Consider the following 19,219-nt stretch of genomic DNA (forward strand, 5'->3'; position numbering starts at 1 on the left):
GGTACTGCTCTCCAACCCCGGTCTTAGGGGACGTGGCGCTCCTCCGGGCCGTTGTATTCGCTGAGCGGCCGGATCAGGGAATTGGATGCCAGCTGCTCCATGACGTGGGCGGTCCACCCGGTGATGCGGCTGGCCACAAACAACGGCGTGAAGGTTTGGGTGTCAAAGCCCATCAGGTGGTACGTGGGTCCGGCCGGGTAGTCGAGGTTCGGCTTGATAGCCTTCGCCTCGTCCATGGCCTGCTCAAGGCCGTTGTACAGGCCCAGGAGTTCCGGACGGCCGTAGTGGGCAATCATCTTGTCCAGGGCGGCCTTCATGGTGGGAACGCGTGAGTCGCCGTGCTTGTAGACGCGGTGACCGAAACCCATGATCTTCTTCTTTTGGGCGAGGGCTTCTTCCATCCAGGACCGGGCCCTGGCCGCGGCTTCTTCGAGTGTTTCTTCGCTGCGGATGCCGATCTCGTCGAAGGTGTGCATGACAGCTTCGTTGGCGCCGCCGTGCAGGGGTCCTTTGAGCGCCCCGATGGCTGCGGTCACGGCAGAGTGCAGGTCGGACAACGTCGAGGTCACCACGCGGGCGGTGAACGTCGAGGCGTTGAACGAGTGCTCCGCGTAGAGGATCATCGAGACGTTGAAAGCCTCTACCACCTCGTCAACGGGTTCCTCACCGAATGTCATCCAGAGGAAGTTGGCTGAGTAGTCCAGGTCCTCCCGGGGTTCAACGACGTCCTCGCCCCTGCGGCGGCGCTGATCGTAGGCCACCACGGCAGGCATGGCAGCCCACAGATCGATGGCCTTCTTCATGTTGGCTTCGGGACTCGAGTCCTCGGCGAGTTCGTGGCGTGCACCAAGCACTGAAGCCGCGGTCCGGCAGACGTCCATGGGGTGCGCGGTAGTGGGAAGCGTGTCGATCACGGTCTTGACCACGGGATCCAGGGCACGGCCTGCGCGCTCGCGGGCTGTGAACTCAGCCAGTTGGGCCTGGTCCGGAAGTTCACCGTTCCAGAGGAGGTAGGCGACCTCCTCGAAGCTGCACTTGGCGGCCAGCTCCTGGACCGGGTAGCCGCGGTACAGCAGCGAGTTCGTCTCCGGGTTGACCTTGGAGACTGCGGTGTAATCCACCACGACTCCGGCGAGGCCCTTCTTGATGTCAACATCTGCCATGTTGAACTCCTTCGTTCTAGTGCCGGCCGCCGGAAGATTCCGGTGGCCAGCGTCCCCTTGTTGGTACGGGCCTAGCGGATGCCAGGAACCTGGAAATTGAAAACGCCGGTATCGAACTGGTTGTATGCCTCGTAGTCCACGAGTTCGTAGAGGCGAGCGCGCGTGAGCATGTTCTCTACTTGCGCCTCTTGGGTCCCCGCAGCCTTGATCGTTTCCAGAGTACGCTCTGCTGCGCCCATGGCAATGCGGAGAAGGGTGACGGGGTAGATGACCATGTTCACGCCCACCTCCTGGAGCTGTTCGACGGTGAAGAGCTCGCTTTTTCCGAACTCGGTCATGTTGGCCAGGATGGGCACGTCCACGGCGTCGCGGATGGCTTGGAACTCGCGTAGGTCCCGCATGGCTTCGGGGAAGATCGCGTCGGCGCCGGCGTCCACGAGTGCTTTGGCACGATCCTTCGCGGCCTCCAAACCGTCAACGGCGCGGATGTCCGTGCGGGCCATGATGAGGAAGTTCGGGTCCCGGCGTGCGTCGGCTGCGGCGCGGATGCGCTTGGTGGCGGTGTCGAGGTCCACCACGTTCTTGCCGTCCAGGTGGCCGCAGCGTTTGGGGTTGAACTGGTCCTCGATGTGGCAGCCGGCCAGGCCGGCGTTTTCGAGTTCCTGGATGGTGCGGGCCACGTTCATGGGTTCACCGAAGCCGGTGTCCGCGTCCACGAGGGAGGGCAGGTCCGTCATCCGGGCGATCTGTCCTGCGCGGGTGGCGACTTCGGTGAGGGTGGTCAGGCCGATGTCGGGCAGGCCGAGGTCGTTGGCCAGGACGGCCCCGGAGATGTAGACCCCGGCGAAGCCTTTTTCCTCGATGAGGCGGGCGGAGAGCGGGTTGAACGCGCCCGGGAATTGCTGCACGGTCCCGGAGCCCAGCAGCTCCCGCAATTTCACCCGTTTCTGTTCGGGCGTGGTGGTGGAGTAGAGCATTTAGAACAGTCCCTTCGGAGCTGCTTCGAGGTTGATCACGCCGGGGGCGGCGGTGATGTTGAGCTGGTCAAGCTCACCGGCACCGAGTTCGGTGAGGCGTTCGACGGCGGCGAGGAACCGTTCGATCTCGGCCTCCTCGACCAGGCCGGCGGCGAGGGTGCGGAACTTGTTGACGTACTGCTCGCGGGCGAACGGCCGGGCACCGAGCGGGTGGGCATCGGCGACGGCGATTTCATCGGTGATGACCGTGCCGTCCTTGAGTGTGATGACAACGGTGCCGCCGAAGGCTTTCTCCGTGATGTCAAGGGAGTGGTAGCGGCGGGTCCACTCGGGGTCCTCCACGGTGCTGACCTTGTGCCAGAGTTCCACGGTGTCCGGGCGCGCGGCGCGTTCGGGGGCGTAGGAGTCCACGTGGTGCCAGGCGCCATCCTGCAGGGCGACGGTGAAGATGTACGGGATGGAGTGGTCCAAGGTTTCCCGCGACGCCGTGGGGGAGTACTTCTGGGGGTCGTTGGCCCCGGAGCCGATGACGTAGTGGGTGTGGTGGCTGGTCTTGATCAGCACGGAGTCCACGTTGGCAGGGTCAATGGTTTCGGGGTGCTCGCGGTTGAGCTTGCGGGCCAAATCGATCCAGGCCTGGGCCTGGTACTCGGCGGAATGTTCCTTGGTGTAGGTGTCAAGGATGGCGCGCTTGGCCTCGCCCTTTTCCGGCAGCGGCACTTCGTAGGAGGCATCGGGGCCATCGAGCATCCAGGCGATCACGCCGTCTTCGCCCTCGTAGATCGGCACGGGGGAGGTCTGTCCGCGCATGGCACGGTCGGCGGATTCAATGGCCATCTTGCCGGCGAAGGCCGGGGCGTGGGCTTTCCAGGTGGAGATTTCGCCCTTGCGGGACTGCCGGGTGGCGGTAGTGGTGTGCAGTGCCTGGCCCACGGACTGGAAGATGGTCTCCACGTCCAGGCCAAGCAGGGTTCCGATGCCGGCGGCGGCCGAGGGACCGAGGTGGGCTACATGGTCGATCTTGTGCTTGTGCAGGCAGATGGCCTTGACCAGGTTCACCTGGATTTCATAGCCGGTGGCGATCGCCCGGACGAGGTCGGCACCGTTGGCCCCGGTGTGCTGGGCAACGGCCAGGATCGGGGGAATGTTGTCGCCGGGGTGGGAGTAATCGGCGGCCAGGAAGGTGTCGTGGTAATCCAGTTCCCGTACCGCCACGCCGTTGGCCCAGGCGGCCCACTCCGGGGAGACCCGCTCATCGATGCCGAACACCTTGGCGCCCTTGCCGTTGGCGGAGGGCCCGTGGGCCAGTGCCTGCGCCCTCGCGGCAACGATCGGTGCACGGTTCAGCGAAGCAATTGCCACGGAGGCGTTGTCGATGATCCGGTTGATCACCATCTCCGTCACTTCCGGCGTCACGTCTACGGGGTCAGCGGCAACCACCGCGATCTTGTGGGCCAACTGCTCCTCACGCGGGAGGTTCTCCTCGGACTTGTAAACACGAACGTGGTGGTTCCGGACCATGGTGCTCCTTCGGGTAGGGCGTTTCAGCGTGCCGCGTATGTGGCTTTGAGATGGGTAAGGCTGCGGTGCAGGTGAACGGTGGTAGCCGCTTCAGCCAGCCGGCTGTTTCCGGCAGCTATGGCCTCGGCGATGGCAGCGTGCTCTGCGGACGCCGCCTTTAGCCGCGCCGTGTCGTCGGCCGCGAGGCGCCGCACCCGGACCAAGTGCACGCGCAGGTTGCGCATGGCTTGGGCCAGGTAGGAATTTGCGATGGCGGCGTCCATGGCGTCATCCAGTCGGCTGACCAGGGCGTAGTAGTCGCGGCGCGCAGGGTCTTCGCTGCTGAGCAGTTCAGGTGCCCTGAGGAGTTGGGCCTGCAAGTCCGCAAACACGGCGGGTTCCCCGCGAACGGCAGCGAGGGCTGCTGCGCGGACCTCCAGGGTTTCGCGCAGTTCGAAAAGTTCATCGATGCTGTCGAGGGAGATGTCGGTGACAACGACGCCGCGGCCGCCTGCCGCCGTCGTCAGTCCTTCTGCGGTCAGCCGGCCCAATGCCTCCCGAAGGGGAGTGCGGGACACGCCAAGCCGCTCGGATTGCTCCACTTCGGCCAGGACCGCCCCCGGACGAAGACGCCACTCAACGATGTCCTCCCGGAGGGTGGCGTAAGCCCGGTCACTAGCGCGCATGCCGCCAGTGTATACATCGAGGCCCCCTAAGCGCTAGTGCGCTGCTCTGCACGGGTTGAATGTATACAAAGGAGTGCTAGTTCCGGTTCCAGCCGTACTCGTTCTCCGGGCGCCCCGGCGTGCCGTACCTGGGCGCCCGGGTGACAGTTCCGGCGTCGGCGAGGTACTCAAGGTAGCGACGCGCCGTGACCCGGGACATCCCGAGCGATTCCATTACTTCGCTCGCCGACACCGGTCCCGGGTTGCCCCGGACGAACTCCTTCACCATGTCAAGGGAAGACCCGGACAGCCCTTTTGGCAGGGGCAGTTCCGTGGGGGCCCGGAGGCTGGCGAACGCCTGGTCCACGTCGCTTTGGGAGGCGCCGGCTTTCGACGGGCCTGCAGCGGGGCCGGCCAATTGGTCCCGGAAGGTGCGGTAGCTGTTGAGCTTGTCGGCGAAGGTGGCGTAGGTGAAGGGTTTGATCAGGTACTGCACGACCCCGATCGACACCGCGCTCCGGACGATGCTGAGTTCGCGGACCGCAGTAATGGCGATGATGTCAGCGAATATTCCGGCCGAACGCATGCGCCGCGCGACGTCCAGGCCGTGCAGGTCCGGCAGGTTCATATCCAGGAGCACGAGGTCCACGGGCGCGCCGGACGCGGAAAACTCGCCCAGGATCCGGAGCGCCGACTGTCCATCCGCCGCAGTGCCGACCAGCGTAAAGCCCTCAACCCTGCCGACGTAAGTGGAATGTGCGTCCGAGGCAATGGGTTCGTCCTCGACCACCAGAACGCGGATGTCCGTCATGCCTTCTCTTCCTTGGGAACGGGCGCGGGCAGTACAACATGGAAGCGGGCGCCTCCGGTGCCGTCAACCGACCCCTCACCACCATCGGTAAGCCCCCGGTTGTCGATGGACATCCTACCGTTCAGCCGCCGGACAGCCTGGCGGACCAAGGCCAGCCCGACGCCCCTGCCGTGGCCGCCGCGGGGATCGTGCGGGGACTTGGTGCTGTAGCCGTACTGCAGGATGTCGTCAATGGAGGTCGGGTCGATCCCGGGGCCCGAGTCCCGGACCGTAAGTTCGACGACGGCGTCCCCGGCGCCCACGGCCAACTCCACCTTCCGGGGCGGCTCGCCGGCGGCCGCGGCGTCGATCGCGTTGTCCAGCAGGTTTCCGAGGATGGTCACCAGGTCCTGGATTTCCACGCCGCGCACGTCGGCGTTGCCCGATGTCCGGACGGAAAGCTCCACGCCACGTTCGTGGGCTTCCGCGGCTTTGCCCATCACCAGCGCACTCATGACCGGCTCGTCGACGGAAGCGAGCATGTCGTCGGTCAATTGCTGGCTCAACTCCAAATCCTTGGTAGCGAATTCCAAGGCCTCCGGCGTGCGGCCCAATTCCAGGAGGGACACGATCATGTGAAGCCGGTTGGCGTGTTCGTGGGTCTGTGCCCGCAGCGCGTCGGACAGTGTCTTCATGGTTTCCAGTTCCGTGCCGAGCGACTCGATCTCCGTACGGTCCCGGATGGTGGCAACGGTGCCGTACACGGCGGGCTTTTGCCGGTTTCGCGTGGAGGTCGGTCCGGCAGCAGGGGCCTGGTTGACCACCAGGATGCGTGAACCCGTCAAGTGGATCTCGTCATGGGCGGTCCTACCGGATTCAAACAATGCTTTGAGGCTGCCTTCCAGCGGAAGCTCGCTGAGCCGTGGAGCCTGGTCGGGGGAGCGGTCGGCAGCCGCGGGCTGGAGTCCCAGCAGCTCTGCGGCCTGGTCGTTGTACATCACCGCTTTGCCCTGCGTGTCGATGAGGATGAGTCCCTCCCGGACCGAATGCAGGACTGATTCGTAATAGGCGAACAACTGGGCAAGCTGTTCAGGACCCCAGCCGCGGGTGACCGTACGGAGGTAGCGGCCCAGCAGCCAGGATGCGAAGGAACCGAAGATCAGCACACCTATGGCGATGCCGCCAATGACCCCCAGCCGTTGGGCCAGGTCCGTGTCCACGGTGCGGACAGTGACACCGGCGGCTACCAAGGCCTTCACGGTGCCCTCCGGGTCCTTGACGGGGGCAATGGTCCGGACGGAAGGCCCAAGCGTGCCGGCCGTAACTTCCGTAAACGTTTCGCCCCGCAGCGCCGGCTCAATGGTCCCGATGTACGCCCCTCCGATTTCCTCGGGCCGGGGGTGGGTCCAGCGTGTCCTGTCCGGCGCCATGATGGTGATGAAGTCGGCCTCGGCGTCGGCCATCACCTCCATGGCGTAGGGCTGCAGGGAAGCTGTCGGATCAGGTGCGGCGGCGGCCTGCAGCACAAAGGGGTTGTTGGCTATGGACGTAGCGATGGCCCGCATCCGGATGCCTGCATCGTCGTACGCCCGGTCGCGGGCCTCCACTACCGAGAAGGCGCCGAACACCGCGGTGAGGACCAGGACGAACAGCAAGTTCGCCACGAACAGGCGGCGGGCAATACTCCAGCTGTGAAACACGTGTGGCCTCCCATGACCAATATGACCGCAACGGTGATACGTGTCACCACTGGCTGAATGATGGATATCACACAAGGACAGCGGAGTGGGCTGGCAAGCAGCACCGCGGCGCCTTACACAGTATCCAGAAGGAGAATCCAATGACCTCTCAACGAGGAGAGTCGGCAGTCGCCGCCGCAGGAGGGCGTAAGGGGCTCGACAAGTCGCATTACCTCTACATCGCCGTCATCCTGGCCGTAGTCCTTGGAGCCGTGGTGGGCCTCGTGTTCCCCGAAGCAGGGAAATCGCTTAAGCCGCTCGGCGACGGCTTCATCAAGCTGATCAAGATGATGATCGCGCCCGTGATCTTCTGCACCATCGTCCTGGGCATCGGCTCCATCGCCAAGGCAGCCACCGTCGGAAAAGTCGGCGGACTTGCCCTGGGCTACTTCGTGGCCATGTCCACCTTCGCCCTCGCCATCGGCCTGGTAGTGGGCAACCTGATCCATCCCGGAGAAGGGCTGAAGCTCACTCCCTATGACCCCAACAAGAAGGCCGCAACGGACAGCACCGTGGACTTCCTCCTCGGGATCATCCCGGGCGATATCCCGGTCCTGCCGACGCTGCTCGCGGCTATCCTGGTAGGTTTCGCACTCCAGAAGATGGGCAAGCAGGGCCAGCCGATCCTCAACGCCATCGGCCACGGCCAGCGATTGGTCTTCCGCATCCTCATCATGATCATGTGGCTCGCCCCGGTAGGCGCCTTCGGCGCCATCGCCGCCGTCGTCGGTGCAACCGGCGCCCAGGCAATCCTGAGCATGTTCACGCTCATGCTCGCCTTCTACATCACCTGCGCACTGTTCATCGTGGTCATCCTCGGCACCTTGCTCCGCACGGTAGCCGGCGTCAATATCTTCAAGCTGATGAAGTACCTCGCCCGCGAGTACCTCCTCATCTTCTCCACGTCATCCTCCGAAGCTGCCCTTCCGCGCCTCATTGCCAAGATGGAACACCTCGGTGTCTCCAAGCCCGTGGTCGGTGTCACGGTTCCCACCGGTTACTCCTTCAACCTCGACGGAACTGCGATCTACCTGACAATGGCCTCGCTGTTCGTCGCCAACGCCATGGGCACACCCCTTGACCTCGGCGCGCAGATCTCCCTGCTGGTCTTCATGATCATCGCTTCCAAGGGCGCGGCAGGCGTCACCGGAGCAGGCCTGGCCACCCTGGCCGCCGGCCTCCAGGCCCACAAGCCCGAACTCCTCGGCGGCGTGGGAATGATCGTTGGCATCGACCGCTTCATGTCCGAGGCCCGGGCCCTGACCAACTTCACGGGCAACGCCGTGGCCACCGTCCTGATCGGCACTTGGGTCAAGGAGATCGACTCAACCCAGGTCAACCAGGTTCTCAGCGGAAATGCACCGTTCGACGAGCAAACAATGATGGCTCACGACGAGGTGGCCGAAGCTCCCCAGGAACGGGAAAAGGCTTCTGTCTAGCTCCTTGTTGCACCAAGGAAGGCCGGTACCCGCAAGGGTGCCGGCCTTTCCCGTGTCCGGATGGACCGCCGTGAAAGACAAGCAACCTTCCACCTCAACTAGAGGGTAAAGGCTCACGAATGAAGGAAAGTCAAGTTCCCAAAAATACCGTGTCGGGGGCTGTAGCCTAGGGGGTAGCAGGGCTGAACCTCAAGGATCAGCGGCAGGGAAGATCGTCGTCGAAAGAGTGGTTGGATTAGTGAGCATCGAACGGGGAACAGCAACCCTGGCAGGCACCGAGCTCGATCTGGAAGACGCCATCATGGGACCTACGGGCCGCCCTTACCGCGAATTCCCGGAACCGGCTCCGCTTGCCTCCCACGGACCTGCGCGGGTTATCGCCATGGTCAACCAAAAAGGCGGCGTCGGCAAGACCACCTCCACCATCAACCTGGCCGCTGCGCTCGCCGAGTTCGGCCGCAAAGTCCTGTTGGTGGACTTCGACCCCCAGGGTGCGTTGTCGGCAGGACTCGGGGTCAACCCGCATGAGCTGGACCTGACGGTCTACAACGTGCTCATGGACCGCAAGGTGAGCATTCGCGATGCCATCCACCAGACCGGCGTCGAAGGAGTGGACCTCCTGCCGGCAAACATCGACCTCTCCGCGGCTGAAGTGCAGCTTGTCAATGAAGTTGCCCGCGAGCAGGTGCTGGACCGTGCGTTGAAGAGCGTCGAAGACGAATACGACGTCGTCCTGATCGACTGCCAGCCCTCCCTCGGGCTGCTCACGGTCAATGCGCTCACCGCCGCCCACGGCGTCATCATTCCCCTCATTTGCGAGTTCTTCGCGCTCCGCGCTGTCGCCTTGCTCGTGGAAACGATCGAGAAAGTCCAGGACAGGCTGAACCCCAGGCTCCAGGTGGACGGCGTATTGGCAACCATGTACGACGCCCGTACACTGCACAGCCGCGAGGTCATTTCCCGGCTCGTGGAAGCTTTCGGAGACAAGGTGTTCGAGACCGTCATCAAGCGTTCCATCAAGTTCGCCGACGCCACCGTAGCTGCCGAGCCCATTACCAGCTACGCCGGCAATCACGTGGGCGCTGACGCCTACCGCCGGCTGGCCAAGGAACTCATCTCGCGCGGCGGCGCGCCCTAACCGACGGCGTGACTCTTCCGGTAGTTCCGCAGGCACTGGACCCGTCTCCAGAAGGGCCCGGCGCCGCGGCCTCCTCCGACGCCGCTGCCTCCTCCGGCGGCAAGGGTGGCTTCGAGGTGCGGCTGGCCAACTTCACCGGGCCGTTCGACCTCCTGCTGGGCCTCATTGCCAAGCACAAGATGGACATCACCGAGGTTGCCCTGGCAACGGTGACTGATGAATTCATCAAGTACATCCGCAGGCTGCAGGACCTCGGTGAGGATTGGGCCTTGGACGAAGCCAGCGAGTTCCTGGTGATTGCCGCCACCCTCCTGGACCTGAAAGCCGCCCGCTTATTGCCGGCGGGCGAGGTGGAGGACGACGAGGATATCGCCTTACTGGAAGCGCGGGACCTTCTCTTCGCCCGTCTCCTGCAGTACAAGGCCTTCAAGCAGGTGGCAGGGATACTGGCCGGCACCTTGGAAGAGGAAGCCCGCAGGTTTCCGCGCCAGGTGGCCCTTGAAGGACACTTCGCGGCGTTGTTGCCCGAGCTTCTATGGCGGCACACCCCGGAGCAGTTCGCCGCGCTGGCTGCCAAGGCGCTCAAGCCAAAGGAAGCACCGCCAACCGAGGTCGGACTGGAGCACCTGCACGCGCCGCCCGTGAGCGTCAGGGAGCAGGCAGTAATCCTCGGAGACAGGCTGAAGCGCGGCGCACCGCTGACTTTCCAGGCCCTGGTTGCCGACGCCGACAGCACCTTGGTGGTGGTGGCCCGCTTCCTGGCGTTGCTGGAGATGTTCCGGGACCGCGTCGTGGCCTTTGAACAGCCGGCACCCCTGGGTGGATTGACCGTGCGGTGGACAGGTCAGGATGCCGGGTGGGACGGCTCCAACCTCAGCGAAGAGTACCAGGACGAAGGAGATGGTGGCATCGATGACTGAGCAGAACGCCGAAGACGGCCTCGCCGAACTCGAAGCGTTGCCGGGAGGGGCGCGGGCAGCCCTGGAAGCAGTGCTGATGGTCATTGATGAGCCGGCCACGTCCGAAGAGCTGGCCGCCGGCCTCAACGTGACGGTCGCCGTCGTCGAAGATTTGCTGCAGGACCTGCAGCGGGAGTATAGCGGCTATACTGTTAATGCCCCGGACGTGGACGTTGACGGCTTTGCCGCTGCCAGCACTGCACCCCGGGGTTTCGAATTGCGGAACGTCGCCGGTGGCTGGCGCATCTATTCGCGGCCGGACTTTGCTGACATCGTGGGGAAGTTCGTCCTTGAAGGGCAAACTTCCAAGCTGACGCAGGCAGCACTGGAGACGCTGGCGGTGATTGCCTACCGGCAGCCTGTCTCCCGGGCGAGGGTTTCGGCAATTCGCGGCGTTAACGTCGATTCCGTCGTCAGGACGCTGACCCAGCGCGGGTTGATCGAGGACGCCGGGAACGATCCCGAATCCGGCGCAATCCTGTACCGGACCACCTCCTACTTCCTGGAGCGGATGGGAATCGGCTCGGTGGCTGAACTGCCCCAGCTGGCTCCGCACCTTCCCGGTTTGGAAGGGATCGAGGAGTACTACGACGCCAGCCGGATGTGAGGACATCCTCCGCCGGCACGAAGTAATTTAATACGGAATTCCATGGCACGCGTGACGCGTGCCGGAGCAGCAAGGGGCAGACTACACCTGCCCGGCTGGCTAGTGTTGGTTCCAACACCCAATGCCGGCCATAACAACACAAGGACGGGTCATGACACAGGCGGGACGCCAGGGTTCACCACGTAACGGTTCGGGACGCAACAGCGCCGGACGCAATGGAGCACAGGGCGGCGCAGGCCGTTCCGGCTTCACCCAGCGAGGCGGCAACGCCGGCGCGGGTAAGCGCTCCTTCAATCAGGGCGAAGGCCGCCCCTTCAAGGCTGCGAAGCCCCGGGAAGAACGGCCGTTCGATCCCGACAACCCCACGACGGCGGATAGCTTCAGGGCCGCGAAGCCGGCCAAGCCCTTCCGCAAGCCGGGTTCCAACAAGCCGGGCTACGGCAAGGCTCCCGGAACGCCCGGGGCCTTGAAGCCCAAGAAGAAGCCCGGCAACGCCAAGCAGTACGGTTCCAAGGCTTTCGGCAGCGAGCGGTTCGGCCGCAACCTGGGCCCTGTCCGCAAGCCTGCGGGCAACCGGGGTTCCCGGCAGGAAGTCCCGCAGTCCGAAGTCCACGATGCTGACGGCGTGCGCCTGCAGAAAGTGATGGCACAGGCCGGCGTGGCATCGCGCCGCGTCTGCGAGGAAATGATCCTCGAGGGACGCGTCGAGGTCGACGGGCAGGTTACTACCGAGCTCGGCGTCCGCGTGGACCCGAAATCCGCCGTGATCCACGTTGACGGGATCCGCATCCAGCTCGACGAGACCCTCGTGTACATGGTGTTCAACAAGCCCAAGGGCGTAGTTTCCACCATGGAGGACCCCGAGGGCCGGCCTTGCATCAGCGATTTCCTCAAGACCAACAAGAACAAGGGCGAACGTCTTTTCCACGTCGGCCGCCTGGATGTCGCCACCGAGGGGCTGCTGTTGTTGACCAACGACGGCGAACTTGCCAACCGCTTGACCCACCCTTCCTACGAGGTCCCCAAGACCTACTTGGTCCAGGTGCGGGGGCCGTTCCCGCAGGGCGTGGGCGCGCAGCTGAAGTCCGGCGTCGAGCTTGAAGACGGCATCGCGGCGGTGGATTCTTTCCGGCTGGTTGACTCCACGCCCGGCCACGTCCTGATTGAGGTTGTCCTCCACTCGGGCAAGAACCGCATCGTCCGCCGCATGTTTGACGCCGTGGGCTTCCCGGTTGAGCGGCTGGTCCGCGTCAAGGTTGGACCCATCGGCCTGGGCGACCAGCGCCAGGGAAGCATCCGCAACCTCGGCAAGCAGGAGATCGGCCACCTCATGGCAGCGGTGGGACTCTAAGCTATGTCGGCATTCCGCGCGCATGGCCGCGGCCACTTGGACGGGCCCGTCGTCATCCTCGGCACGGGCTTGCTGGGCGCCAGCATTGGCCTCGGCCTGCGTGGACGCGGCGTACCGGTTTTCCTCTTTGATACCTCGCCTACCAATCAGGCTGTGGCCGTGGATATTGGTGCGGGCAGGCCACTGGAGGAACTGGACGGTCCACCCCAGCTGGTGGTTGTGGCTGCTCCGCCGGACGTCACGGCGCAGGTGGTGGAGAAGGCCTTGGCCGATTACCCGGAATCAGTGGTGGTGGACATCGCCAGCGTCAAGGCAGGCATCCAGGCCGAACTCCGCGAACGCGGCGTGGACCTTTCCCGTTACGTAGGCACGCATCCCATGGCGGGCCGGGAGAAGTCCGGTCCTGTGGCTGCGCGGGGTGAATTGTTCACGTCCATGCCGTGGGTCATCTGCCCCACGGAAGAAACCGGCGCGGCAGCGCTGCAGGTTGCCCGTTCGCTGGCCGGCGACCTCGGCGCGATCGTCTCCCAGTTCACCGCTGATGAACACGACGAAGCCGTGGCCCTGGTGTCGCATTTGCCCCAGATCATGTCATCGCTGCTGGCGAGCCGGTTGCAGGGGACTCCGCTGCACGCATTGTCCTTGGCGGGAAACGGCTTGCGGGACACTACCCGGATTGCTGCGTCCGACCCCACGCTGTGGGTTCAGATCCTGGGTGGCAATGCTGAGAAAGTGGTCAACATCCTGCACGGTGTCCGTGAGGACCTCAACCGGTTGATCGGGACCCTGGAGTCCCCCCTGGCCCCCGGTGCCCGCCTGGACCTGGCCCAGCTCATCAGCGAAGGCAACGCCGGGCAGGCCCGGATTCCTGGCAAGCATGGAGGACCGCCCCAGGCCTACTCCTGGATGACGATCCTGGTGGACGACAAACCCGGCCAGATCGCCCGCCTCCTGACGGAGATCGGTGAAGTCGGCGTGAACGTCGAAGACCTTCGGCTCGATCATTCCTCCGGGCAGAACGTGGGCATGGTGGAGCTCTCCGTCCTGCCCAACAAACACGACCTCCTTGTTGAAGCTTTGACCGACCGTGGATGGCGGGTACTGCAGTAATGACGCGCGAATTCTTTGGCCCGGAGACGGTTGCCCGTCCCGGCAAGCCCTTGGTGATTGCCATTGACGGACCCTCGGGGTCCGGAAAATCGAGTGTAAGCAAGGAAGTGGCCCGGCGCCTCAAGCTCGCTTACCTCGACACCGGCGCCATGTACCGGGCGTTGACCTGGTACTGCCTGAAGACCGGCGTGGACCTCCATGACGGCGCCGCGGTGGAGCAAGCGTCCAAGGCCATGCCCTTGGAGATCAGTACCAGTACGGCCACCGAATACGTGGCTGTTGACGGTACGGACATCACTGAGGAGATCAGGGATCCGCGGATCTCCTCTTCGGTCAGTGCAGTCGCCACCACCTTGGGAGCGCGGACGGAGCTGATCCGCCGGCAGCGCCAGCTCATCGACCAGCACCACCACCGCATGGTGGTGGAGGGGCGGGACATCACCACCGTCGTCGCGCCCGCCGCGGAGGTCCGCATGCTCCTGACGGCCAGCGAGGAAGCCAGGCTCCGGCGTCGTGGTATCCAGCTGGGCGGTACGCAGACCAAAGAGCAGTTGGCTGCCCAGGTTATCCAGCGCGATGCCAAGGATTCCACCGTGGTCAACTTCACCCAGGCCGCCGATGGCGTGGTGACCCTGGACTCCTCCGACCTGGACTTCGAAGAGACCGTGGACACCGCCCTGGCGATTGTCAGCAAGGTCATTTATGGCGACTAGCAACGATCTGCCCGCGACGTGGAGCCGGGCCTGGAGCCGTCCCGTGGGCTGGTTCCTCGATCACGTCCTCTACCGCACGGTCATCACGGGAAAGAGCAACATCCCGGCAGCGGGACCCGTGATCTTCGCCGGCAACCACATCAGTTTCCTGGACGGACCGGTGATGTTCGGGGCTGCCCCGCGGCCCATGCACATCCTGGTCAAGAAGGAGATGTTCAAGGGTTTCCTCGGCAAGGTGCTGAAGGGGTCAGGGCAGCTTCCGGTTGACCGGACCGGTGACCGCACCACCCTGCAGCTGGCCAGGCAACTGCTCGACGCCGGCCGGTGCGTTGGCATCCTGCCCGAAGGTACCCGGGGGAGCGGGGCCGCGGAAACTATCAGCAACGGTGTGGCGTGGCTGGCGTTGAACTCGGGAGCCACCGTTATCCCCGTCGCCATCCTGGGAACCAGGCAGGGCCGGGAGCACCGCGACCATGTACCTGCCATGCGCCGCACGTTGTATGTCAGCTTCGGCGAACCACTCACCGTCCAGCGACGGAAGGGCGAATCCGGGCGTGCTTCAATGGACAGGGCGGCGGCAGTAATCCGCAGTGCCCTGGCCGGACACGTCCAGGAAGCAGTCCGCAACACCGGTCAGGCCCTCCCGGAAGCTCCAAGGGCCACCCCTGATCCGGACCACCGTCCCACCGCAGTAGCCGGAACCCCGGCAGACCACCACTAAGGAAAAGTGCAATGAGCGATACGACTCAAAAATCCGGCCACCACGGCGCCGGCGACGACGAATACACGCCCACCGGCACCGATCAGGTGGCCGAGAACCTGGCTGCCCTGGATGACGAGGAAGCCGAACTTCGCGCAGCCACACTGCGGGCGGGACTGGACGACTACGATCTCGACGAAGACGACGCCGCCCTGCTTAGCGGTGACTACGACGACGAAGGCGAAGAGGGGCCCCTCAAGATTGACCCCGTCCTGGCCATCATCGGCCGGCCGAACGTGGGCAAGTCGACTTTGGTGAACCGCATCCTGGGCCGTCGCGAAGCGGTCGTCGAGGACACCCCCGGCGTGACCCGCGACCGTGTCATGTACTCCGCGCGCTGGAACGGCCGCAACTTCACCTTGGTGGACACCGGCGGGTGGGAGCACGATGCCAAGGGCATCCACGCCCGGGTGGCGGACCAGGCCGAAATGGCCGTGGAACTGGCCGATGCAGTGTTGTTCGTTGTTGACTCCGCGGTTGGCGCCACTGCCACCGACGAAGGCGTCATGAAGATGCTCCGCAAGTCCAAGAAGCCGGTCATCATGGTGGCCAACAAGGTTGACGACTTTGTGCAGGAGGCCGACTCTGCAGCACTTTGGGGACTTGGCTTCGGCCAGCCGTACCCGGTTTCAGCACTGCATGGCCGGGGCGTTGCCGACCTCCTGGACCACGTCATGGACACCCTTCCCGAGTTCTCGCAGGTAGAGGGTGTGGACCGTTCCGGCGGCCCCCGCCGCATTGCCCTCATCGGCCGTCCCAACGTCGGCAAATCCTCGCTGCTGAACAAGCTTGCAGGCTCGGAACGCGTGGTGGTGGACCCGCTGGCCGGAACCACGCGTGATCCCGTGGATGAGTTCATCGAACTGGGTGGACGTACCTGGCGCTTCGTGGATACAGCCGGTATCCGCCGACGCCAGCACATGGCGCAGGGGGCCGATTTTTACGCCTCCCTGCGGACGCAGGCCGCGCTGGAAAAGGCGGAGGTCGCCGTCGTGCTTCTTGCCGTTGACGAAGTGCTGAGCGAGCAGGATGTCCGCATTCTGCAGCTGGCGATCGAATCCGGCCGGGCCCTGGTCCTGGCATTCAACAAGTGGGACCTGCTGGACGACGAACGCCGCCGCTACCTTGAACGCGAGATCGAGCAGGACCTGGCCCATGTTGACTGGGCGCCCCGCGTGAACATCTCCGCCAAGACGGGCTGGCACAAGGACCGCCTTGTTCCTGCCCTTGATACCGCGTTGGAAAGCTGGGACCGCCGTATCCCCACGGGGCGCCTCAATGCGTTCCTTGGCGAGCTGGTGGCTGCCCATCCGCACCCGGTTCGCGGTGGCAAGCAGCCGCGCATCCTCTTCGGTACGCAGGCCTCGAGTCGTCCGCCGAAGTTCGTCCTGTTCACTACTGGCTTCCTGGATCCCGGATACCGCCGCTTCATCACGCGTCGGCTCCGTGAGACCTTCGGCTTCGAGGGCACACCCATCGAGGTCAGCATGCGCGTCCGCGAAAAACGGGGCCGCAAACGCTAAATGAGACGGGCATCACAGGCGACTTTGGCTCTGATGGCGCAAGCACCCTCCAACGTCGTGTAAGCTTTTGGAGGTGGTTCGGCCGGACTGCTTAGGAAGGACTCTTCGGAGGAAAACCTGGGCGGAGAACGGTAGAACCAGCGGGCTGTAGCGCAGCTTGGTAGCGCACTTGACTGGGGGTCAAGGGGTCGCAGGTTCAAATCCTGTCAGCCCGACCAAAAAGGCCGGAACTACGCAGAATGCGGAGTTCCGGCCTTTGGCCGTTAACGCCCTAGGCGTGCTGCAGTGCCCCCAGCGCCCGGACGAGCGGTTCAAGTTCTGGAACCTCCTCCGCTGCCTGCAAAGCTGCTGCGAGAGTGTCTTCGTGCACAGGCTTGGTCTTCTGCAGGAGTTTCTGTCCCGCCGCGGTCAATTCCGTGTAGATTCCCCGCCGATCGTCTGCGCAGAGGATCCGGGTCAGCAAGCCGCGGTCTTCGAGGCGGTTCACGAGGCGTGTGGTAGCGCTGCTCGAAAGGGCTGTGGCCCGCGCAAGCTGCTGCATGCGCATGTGCCAGCCGTCCTGGCGACTCAGGGCATCGAGCACTGTGTATTCCACCACCGAGAGCTCGCTGGAGGCCTGCAGGGCTTTCTCCAGTTCGGTTTCGATGCTTCCGTGGAGGGCCGCGAGGGTGCGCCATCCCTGTGCCCGTACCTCTACGGCGTCATCCTTGATGCCCATGTCTCCTGTGCTCCTGCCTCATGTTCGCAATATCCGGCGCAGACGGCAAAGTAGTTGCTTGCGCAAATACCTAGCGTGTGCAACTATTTATACAGCGTCTGCAACTAATATTCTACGGCTCCCGGCGACGCACTTCCACTTCCAAGGGGGCCATTCCATCTAAGGAGCGTTTTATGCCCGCAGGGTTGATTGCCCTTGCCCTCGGCGGATTCGGCATTGGGCTGACTGAGTTTGTCATCATGGGTCTCCTGCCCGAGGTAGCGGCCGATTTCCGCGTCAGCGAAGCGTCGGCCGGCTGGTTCATCTCCGGTTACGCACTAAGCGTCACCGTCGGAGCCCTGGTGGTCACGGCAGCTGTCACCAAGCTTCCCCGCAAGCCCGTGCTGATCGGCTTGCTGGTGCTGTTCATTGCAGGGAACCTCCTCTCCGCTGTTTCGGAGAGCTATTCGATGATGCTGATAGGCCGCATCATTGCCGCGCTCTGCCATGGCGCCTTCTTCGGCATCGGTTCGGTGGTAGCGGCCAGCCTCGTGCCGGCCAGCAGGAAGGCCGGCGCCATTGCCATCATGTTCACAGGCTTGACTGCCGCCAACGTGCTGGGTGTTCCCTTTGGAACGCTTCTTGGCCAGAACTTCGGATGGCGCTCCACCTTTTGGGCCATCACCCTCATAGGCGTCGTGGCCCTGGCGGGAATCGCATTGCTGGTTCCCAAGCAGGACGCCGCGGCCGCCAAGAGCCTGCGCAGCGAACTGGGTGCGTTCAAGTCCACCCAAGTGTGGCTCTCCATCCTGGTCACGATCCTCGGGTTCGGCGGCATGTTCGGCGCCTTCACCTACATCGCCTTCACGCTGACCGAAGTTTCCGGTTTTGCCTCGACGTCCGTCCCATGGCTTCTGGTGCTCTTCGGAGCAGGCCTGTTCGTTGGAAACTTCCTGGGTGGCAAAGCGGCAGACAAAGCCCTGGACAAGTCCCTGATCCTCATCCTCTCGGGCCTGGTTGCAGTCCTGGTCTTCTTCGCACTGACCGCCGCCAACCCGGTCGCCACCCTGGTGTCACTGGCACTCATGGGCGGATTCGGATTCGCCACTGTGCCCGGTCTGCAGATGCGGGTCATGCACTTCGCCTCGTCGGCCCCCACGCTCGCCTCCGGCGCCAACATCGGGGCTTTCAACCTCGGTAACGCACTCGGTGCCTGGCTCGGGGGAGTGACCATCAGCGCCGGGCTGGGCTACACCTCGCCCATCTGGGCCGGTGCGGGAATCACCATCACGGCCCTGGCGGTCATGGTTGCCGCCGGCGCGGCTGCCCGGCGGACTGTTGCCCCTCACGCAACTGACCAGCACGCTGCTGACCCGAACGTTGCCGAGCCGAACCCTGTGTCGGCGGCACCTGCCGGGACGGCCGACGTCGGGAGTGAATCCCGGGAGGCGGCAGCCCGCTAGGCCGGACGGCCCCATGGCGAAGCACGGCAAAGCCCGGCACGGTTCTGTTTCCGTGCCGGGTTTTTGGCGTCCGGTCCACTGCCCTGCGCTCATCGGAAAAGCGGCAATTATGCCTATACTTTCAGCGGTGGCCGGATGCCCGGCCCGCCGTCGAGGTTCATGAACGTCCCGATGAAAGGCGACCCATGAGTAATATTCCAGCCGATCTTTCCTACACCGCAGAACATGAGTGGGTATCGGAGCCGGATGCTGACGGCGTAGTCCGCGTCGGCATCACCGACTTTGCGCAGGATGCCCTGGGCGATGTCGTCTACGCGCAGATGCCGGAGGAAGGCACCAAGATCACCGCCAATGATGTGGTGGGGGAAGTGGAATCCACCAAGAGCGTCAGCGATATTTATGCGCCCGTCAGCGGTGAAATCATCAACCGCAACGACGCCTTGGACCAGGATCCGGCACTCATCAACTCCGATCCCTACGGTGAGGGGTGGCTTTTTGAAGTAAAGCTGGCCGAAGCTGACGCGGTGGAATCCCTGCTCAGTGCATCGGAGTACGAACAACAGGTAGGCTAAAGTTATCTGGCCCGCCCTGCTGCATTTTCCCTCGTGGGAAGCGGGACGGCGGG

The 19,219-nt window shown here is 64.2% G+C and carries 18 protein-coding genes and 1 tRNA gene; 12 read left to right on the forward strand and 7 right to left on the reverse strand.

The window, feature by feature from the left end:
* Positions 1-23: 23 nt before the first annotated feature.
* From AUR_RS17825 to AUR_RS17850, 6 genes are all read right to left on the reverse strand, one after another.
* The gene (locus tag AUR_RS17825) at positions 24-1,163 is read right to left on the reverse strand and encodes a bifunctional 2-methylcitrate synthase/citrate synthase (RefSeq protein ID WP_062096060.1); all 1,140 of its coding nucleotides are present in this window, start codon (positions 1,161-1,163) and stop codon (positions 24-26) included.
* A 71-nt stretch (positions 1,164-1,234) separates the two neighbouring features.
* Positions 1,235-2,140 (reverse strand): methylisocitrate lyase, encoded by a 906-nt coding sequence (prpB, locus tag AUR_RS17830; protein ID WP_062096061.1) that lies wholly within the window; start codon positions 2,138-2,140, stop codon positions 1,235-1,237.
* The gene (locus AUR_RS17835; RefSeq protein ID WP_021473411.1) at positions 2,141-3,661 is read right to left on the reverse strand and encodes an MmgE/PrpD family protein; all 1,521 of its coding nucleotides are present in this window, start codon (positions 3,659-3,661) and stop codon (positions 2,141-2,143) included. It lies immediately after the preceding gene.
* Between the two features lie 23 nt (positions 3,662-3,684).
* Positions 3,685-4,326: a GntR family transcriptional regulator gene (locus tag AUR_RS17840; RefSeq protein WP_062096064.1), complete on the reverse strand. Its 642-nt coding sequence runs from the start codon at positions 4,324-4,326 to the stop codon at positions 3,685-3,687.
* 76 nt (positions 4,327-4,402) lie between these two features.
* Positions 4,403-5,116: a response regulator gene (locus tag AUR_RS17845; RefSeq protein ID WP_062096066.1), complete on the reverse strand. Its 714-nt coding sequence runs from the start codon at positions 5,114-5,116 to the stop codon at positions 4,403-4,405.
* On the reverse strand, positions 5,113-6,795 hold the full coding sequence (locus AUR_RS17850) for a sensor histidine kinase (protein ID WP_128397223.1): 1,683 nt from the start codon (positions 6,793-6,795) through the stop codon (positions 5,113-5,115). The genes AUR_RS17845 and AUR_RS17850 overlap by 4 nt, the downstream gene beginning before the upstream one ends.
* 140 nt (positions 6,796-6,935) lie before the next feature.
* Here AUR_RS17850 and AUR_RS17855 point away from each other — a divergent pair, with 140 nt between their 5' ends.
* The 10 genes from AUR_RS17855 to AUR_RS17900 all read left to right on the forward strand — a co-directional run bounded on the left by AUR_RS17855 (position 6,936) and on the right by AUR_RS17900 (position 16,652).
* A complete protein-coding gene (locus AUR_RS17855; RefSeq protein ID WP_021473407.1) occupies positions 6,936-8,273 on the forward strand; it encodes a cation:dicarboxylate symporter family transporter in 1,338 nt (445 codons plus the stop codon).
* A gap of 238 nt (positions 8,274-8,511) precedes the next feature.
* Entirely contained in the window at positions 8,512-9,411 is a 900-nt protein-coding gene (locus AUR_RS17860) for a ParA family protein (protein WP_021473406.1), read from the forward strand.
* 116 nt (positions 9,412-9,527) lie between these two features.
* Positions 9,528-10,331, forward strand: a complete 804-nt coding sequence (locus AUR_RS17865; protein ID WP_241650968.1) for a segregation and condensation protein A — start codon at positions 9,528-9,530, stop codon at positions 10,329-10,331.
* Positions 10,324-10,977 (forward strand): SMC-Scp complex subunit ScpB, encoded by a 654-nt coding sequence (scpB, locus tag AUR_RS17870; RefSeq protein ID WP_062096075.1) that lies wholly within the window; start codon positions 10,324-10,326, stop codon positions 10,975-10,977. Before AUR_RS17865 ends, scpB begins: the two co-directional genes overlap by 8 nt.
* A gap of 151 nt (positions 10,978-11,128) precedes the next feature.
* Positions 11,129-12,328 carry a pseudouridine synthase gene (locus AUR_RS17875; RefSeq protein WP_062096077.1) on the forward strand — a complete coding sequence of 400 codons (1,200 nt, stop codon included), beginning with the start codon at positions 11,129-11,131 and terminating at the stop codon, positions 12,326-12,328.
* 3 nt (positions 12,329-12,331) lie between these two features.
* Positions 12,332-13,438, forward strand: a complete 1,107-nt coding sequence (locus tag AUR_RS17880; protein WP_062096079.1) for a prephenate dehydrogenase — start codon at positions 12,332-12,334, stop codon at positions 13,436-13,438.
* Positions 13,438-14,151: a (d)CMP kinase gene (gene cmk / locus AUR_RS17885; protein WP_062096081.1), complete on the forward strand. Its 714-nt coding sequence runs from the start codon at positions 13,438-13,440 to the stop codon at positions 14,149-14,151. Before AUR_RS17880 ends, cmk begins: the two co-directional genes overlap by 1 nt.
* The gene (locus tag AUR_RS17890) at positions 14,141-14,872 is read left to right on the forward strand and encodes a lysophospholipid acyltransferase family protein (protein WP_062096083.1); all 732 of its coding nucleotides are present in this window, start codon (positions 14,141-14,143) and stop codon (positions 14,870-14,872) included. The genes cmk and AUR_RS17890 overlap by 11 nt, the downstream gene beginning before the upstream one ends.
* Positions 14,873-14,883: 11 nt before the next feature.
* A complete protein-coding gene (der, locus tag AUR_RS17895) occupies positions 14,884-16,434 on the forward strand; it encodes a ribosome biogenesis GTPase Der (protein WP_128397224.1) in 1,551 nt (516 codons plus the stop codon).
* 141 nt (positions 16,435-16,575) lie between these two features.
* A tRNA-Pro gene (locus AUR_RS17900) sits at positions 16,576-16,652 on the forward strand.
* Positions 16,653-16,705: 53 nt separating this feature from the next.
* Here AUR_RS17900 and AUR_RS17905 read toward each other — a convergent pair.
* Positions 16,706-17,152: a MarR family winged helix-turn-helix transcriptional regulator gene (locus tag AUR_RS17905; protein WP_021473398.1), complete on the reverse strand. Its 447-nt coding sequence runs from the start codon at positions 17,150-17,152 to the stop codon at positions 16,706-16,708.
* 173 nt (positions 17,153-17,325) lie between these two features.
* Between AUR_RS17905 and AUR_RS17910 the strand changes: the two genes are divergently transcribed.
* Both AUR_RS17910 and gcvH read left to right on the forward strand, forming a co-directional pair.
* Positions 17,326-18,594, forward strand: coding sequence for an MFS transporter (locus tag AUR_RS17910; RefSeq protein WP_021473397.1), 1,269 nt, complete (start codon positions 17,326-17,328; stop codon positions 18,592-18,594).
* A gap of 185 nt (positions 18,595-18,779) precedes the next feature.
* Positions 18,780-19,166, forward strand: a complete 387-nt coding sequence (gcvH, locus tag AUR_RS17915) for a glycine cleavage system protein GcvH (protein WP_021473396.1) — start codon at positions 18,780-18,782, stop codon at positions 19,164-19,166.
* Positions 19,167-19,219: the final 53 nt, after the last annotated feature.

It is taken from the genome of Paenarthrobacter ureafaciens, assembly GCF_004028095.1.
GTDB classification, from domain to species: Bacteria; Actinomycetota; Actinomycetes; order Actinomycetales; family Micrococcaceae; genus Arthrobacter; species Arthrobacter ureafaciens.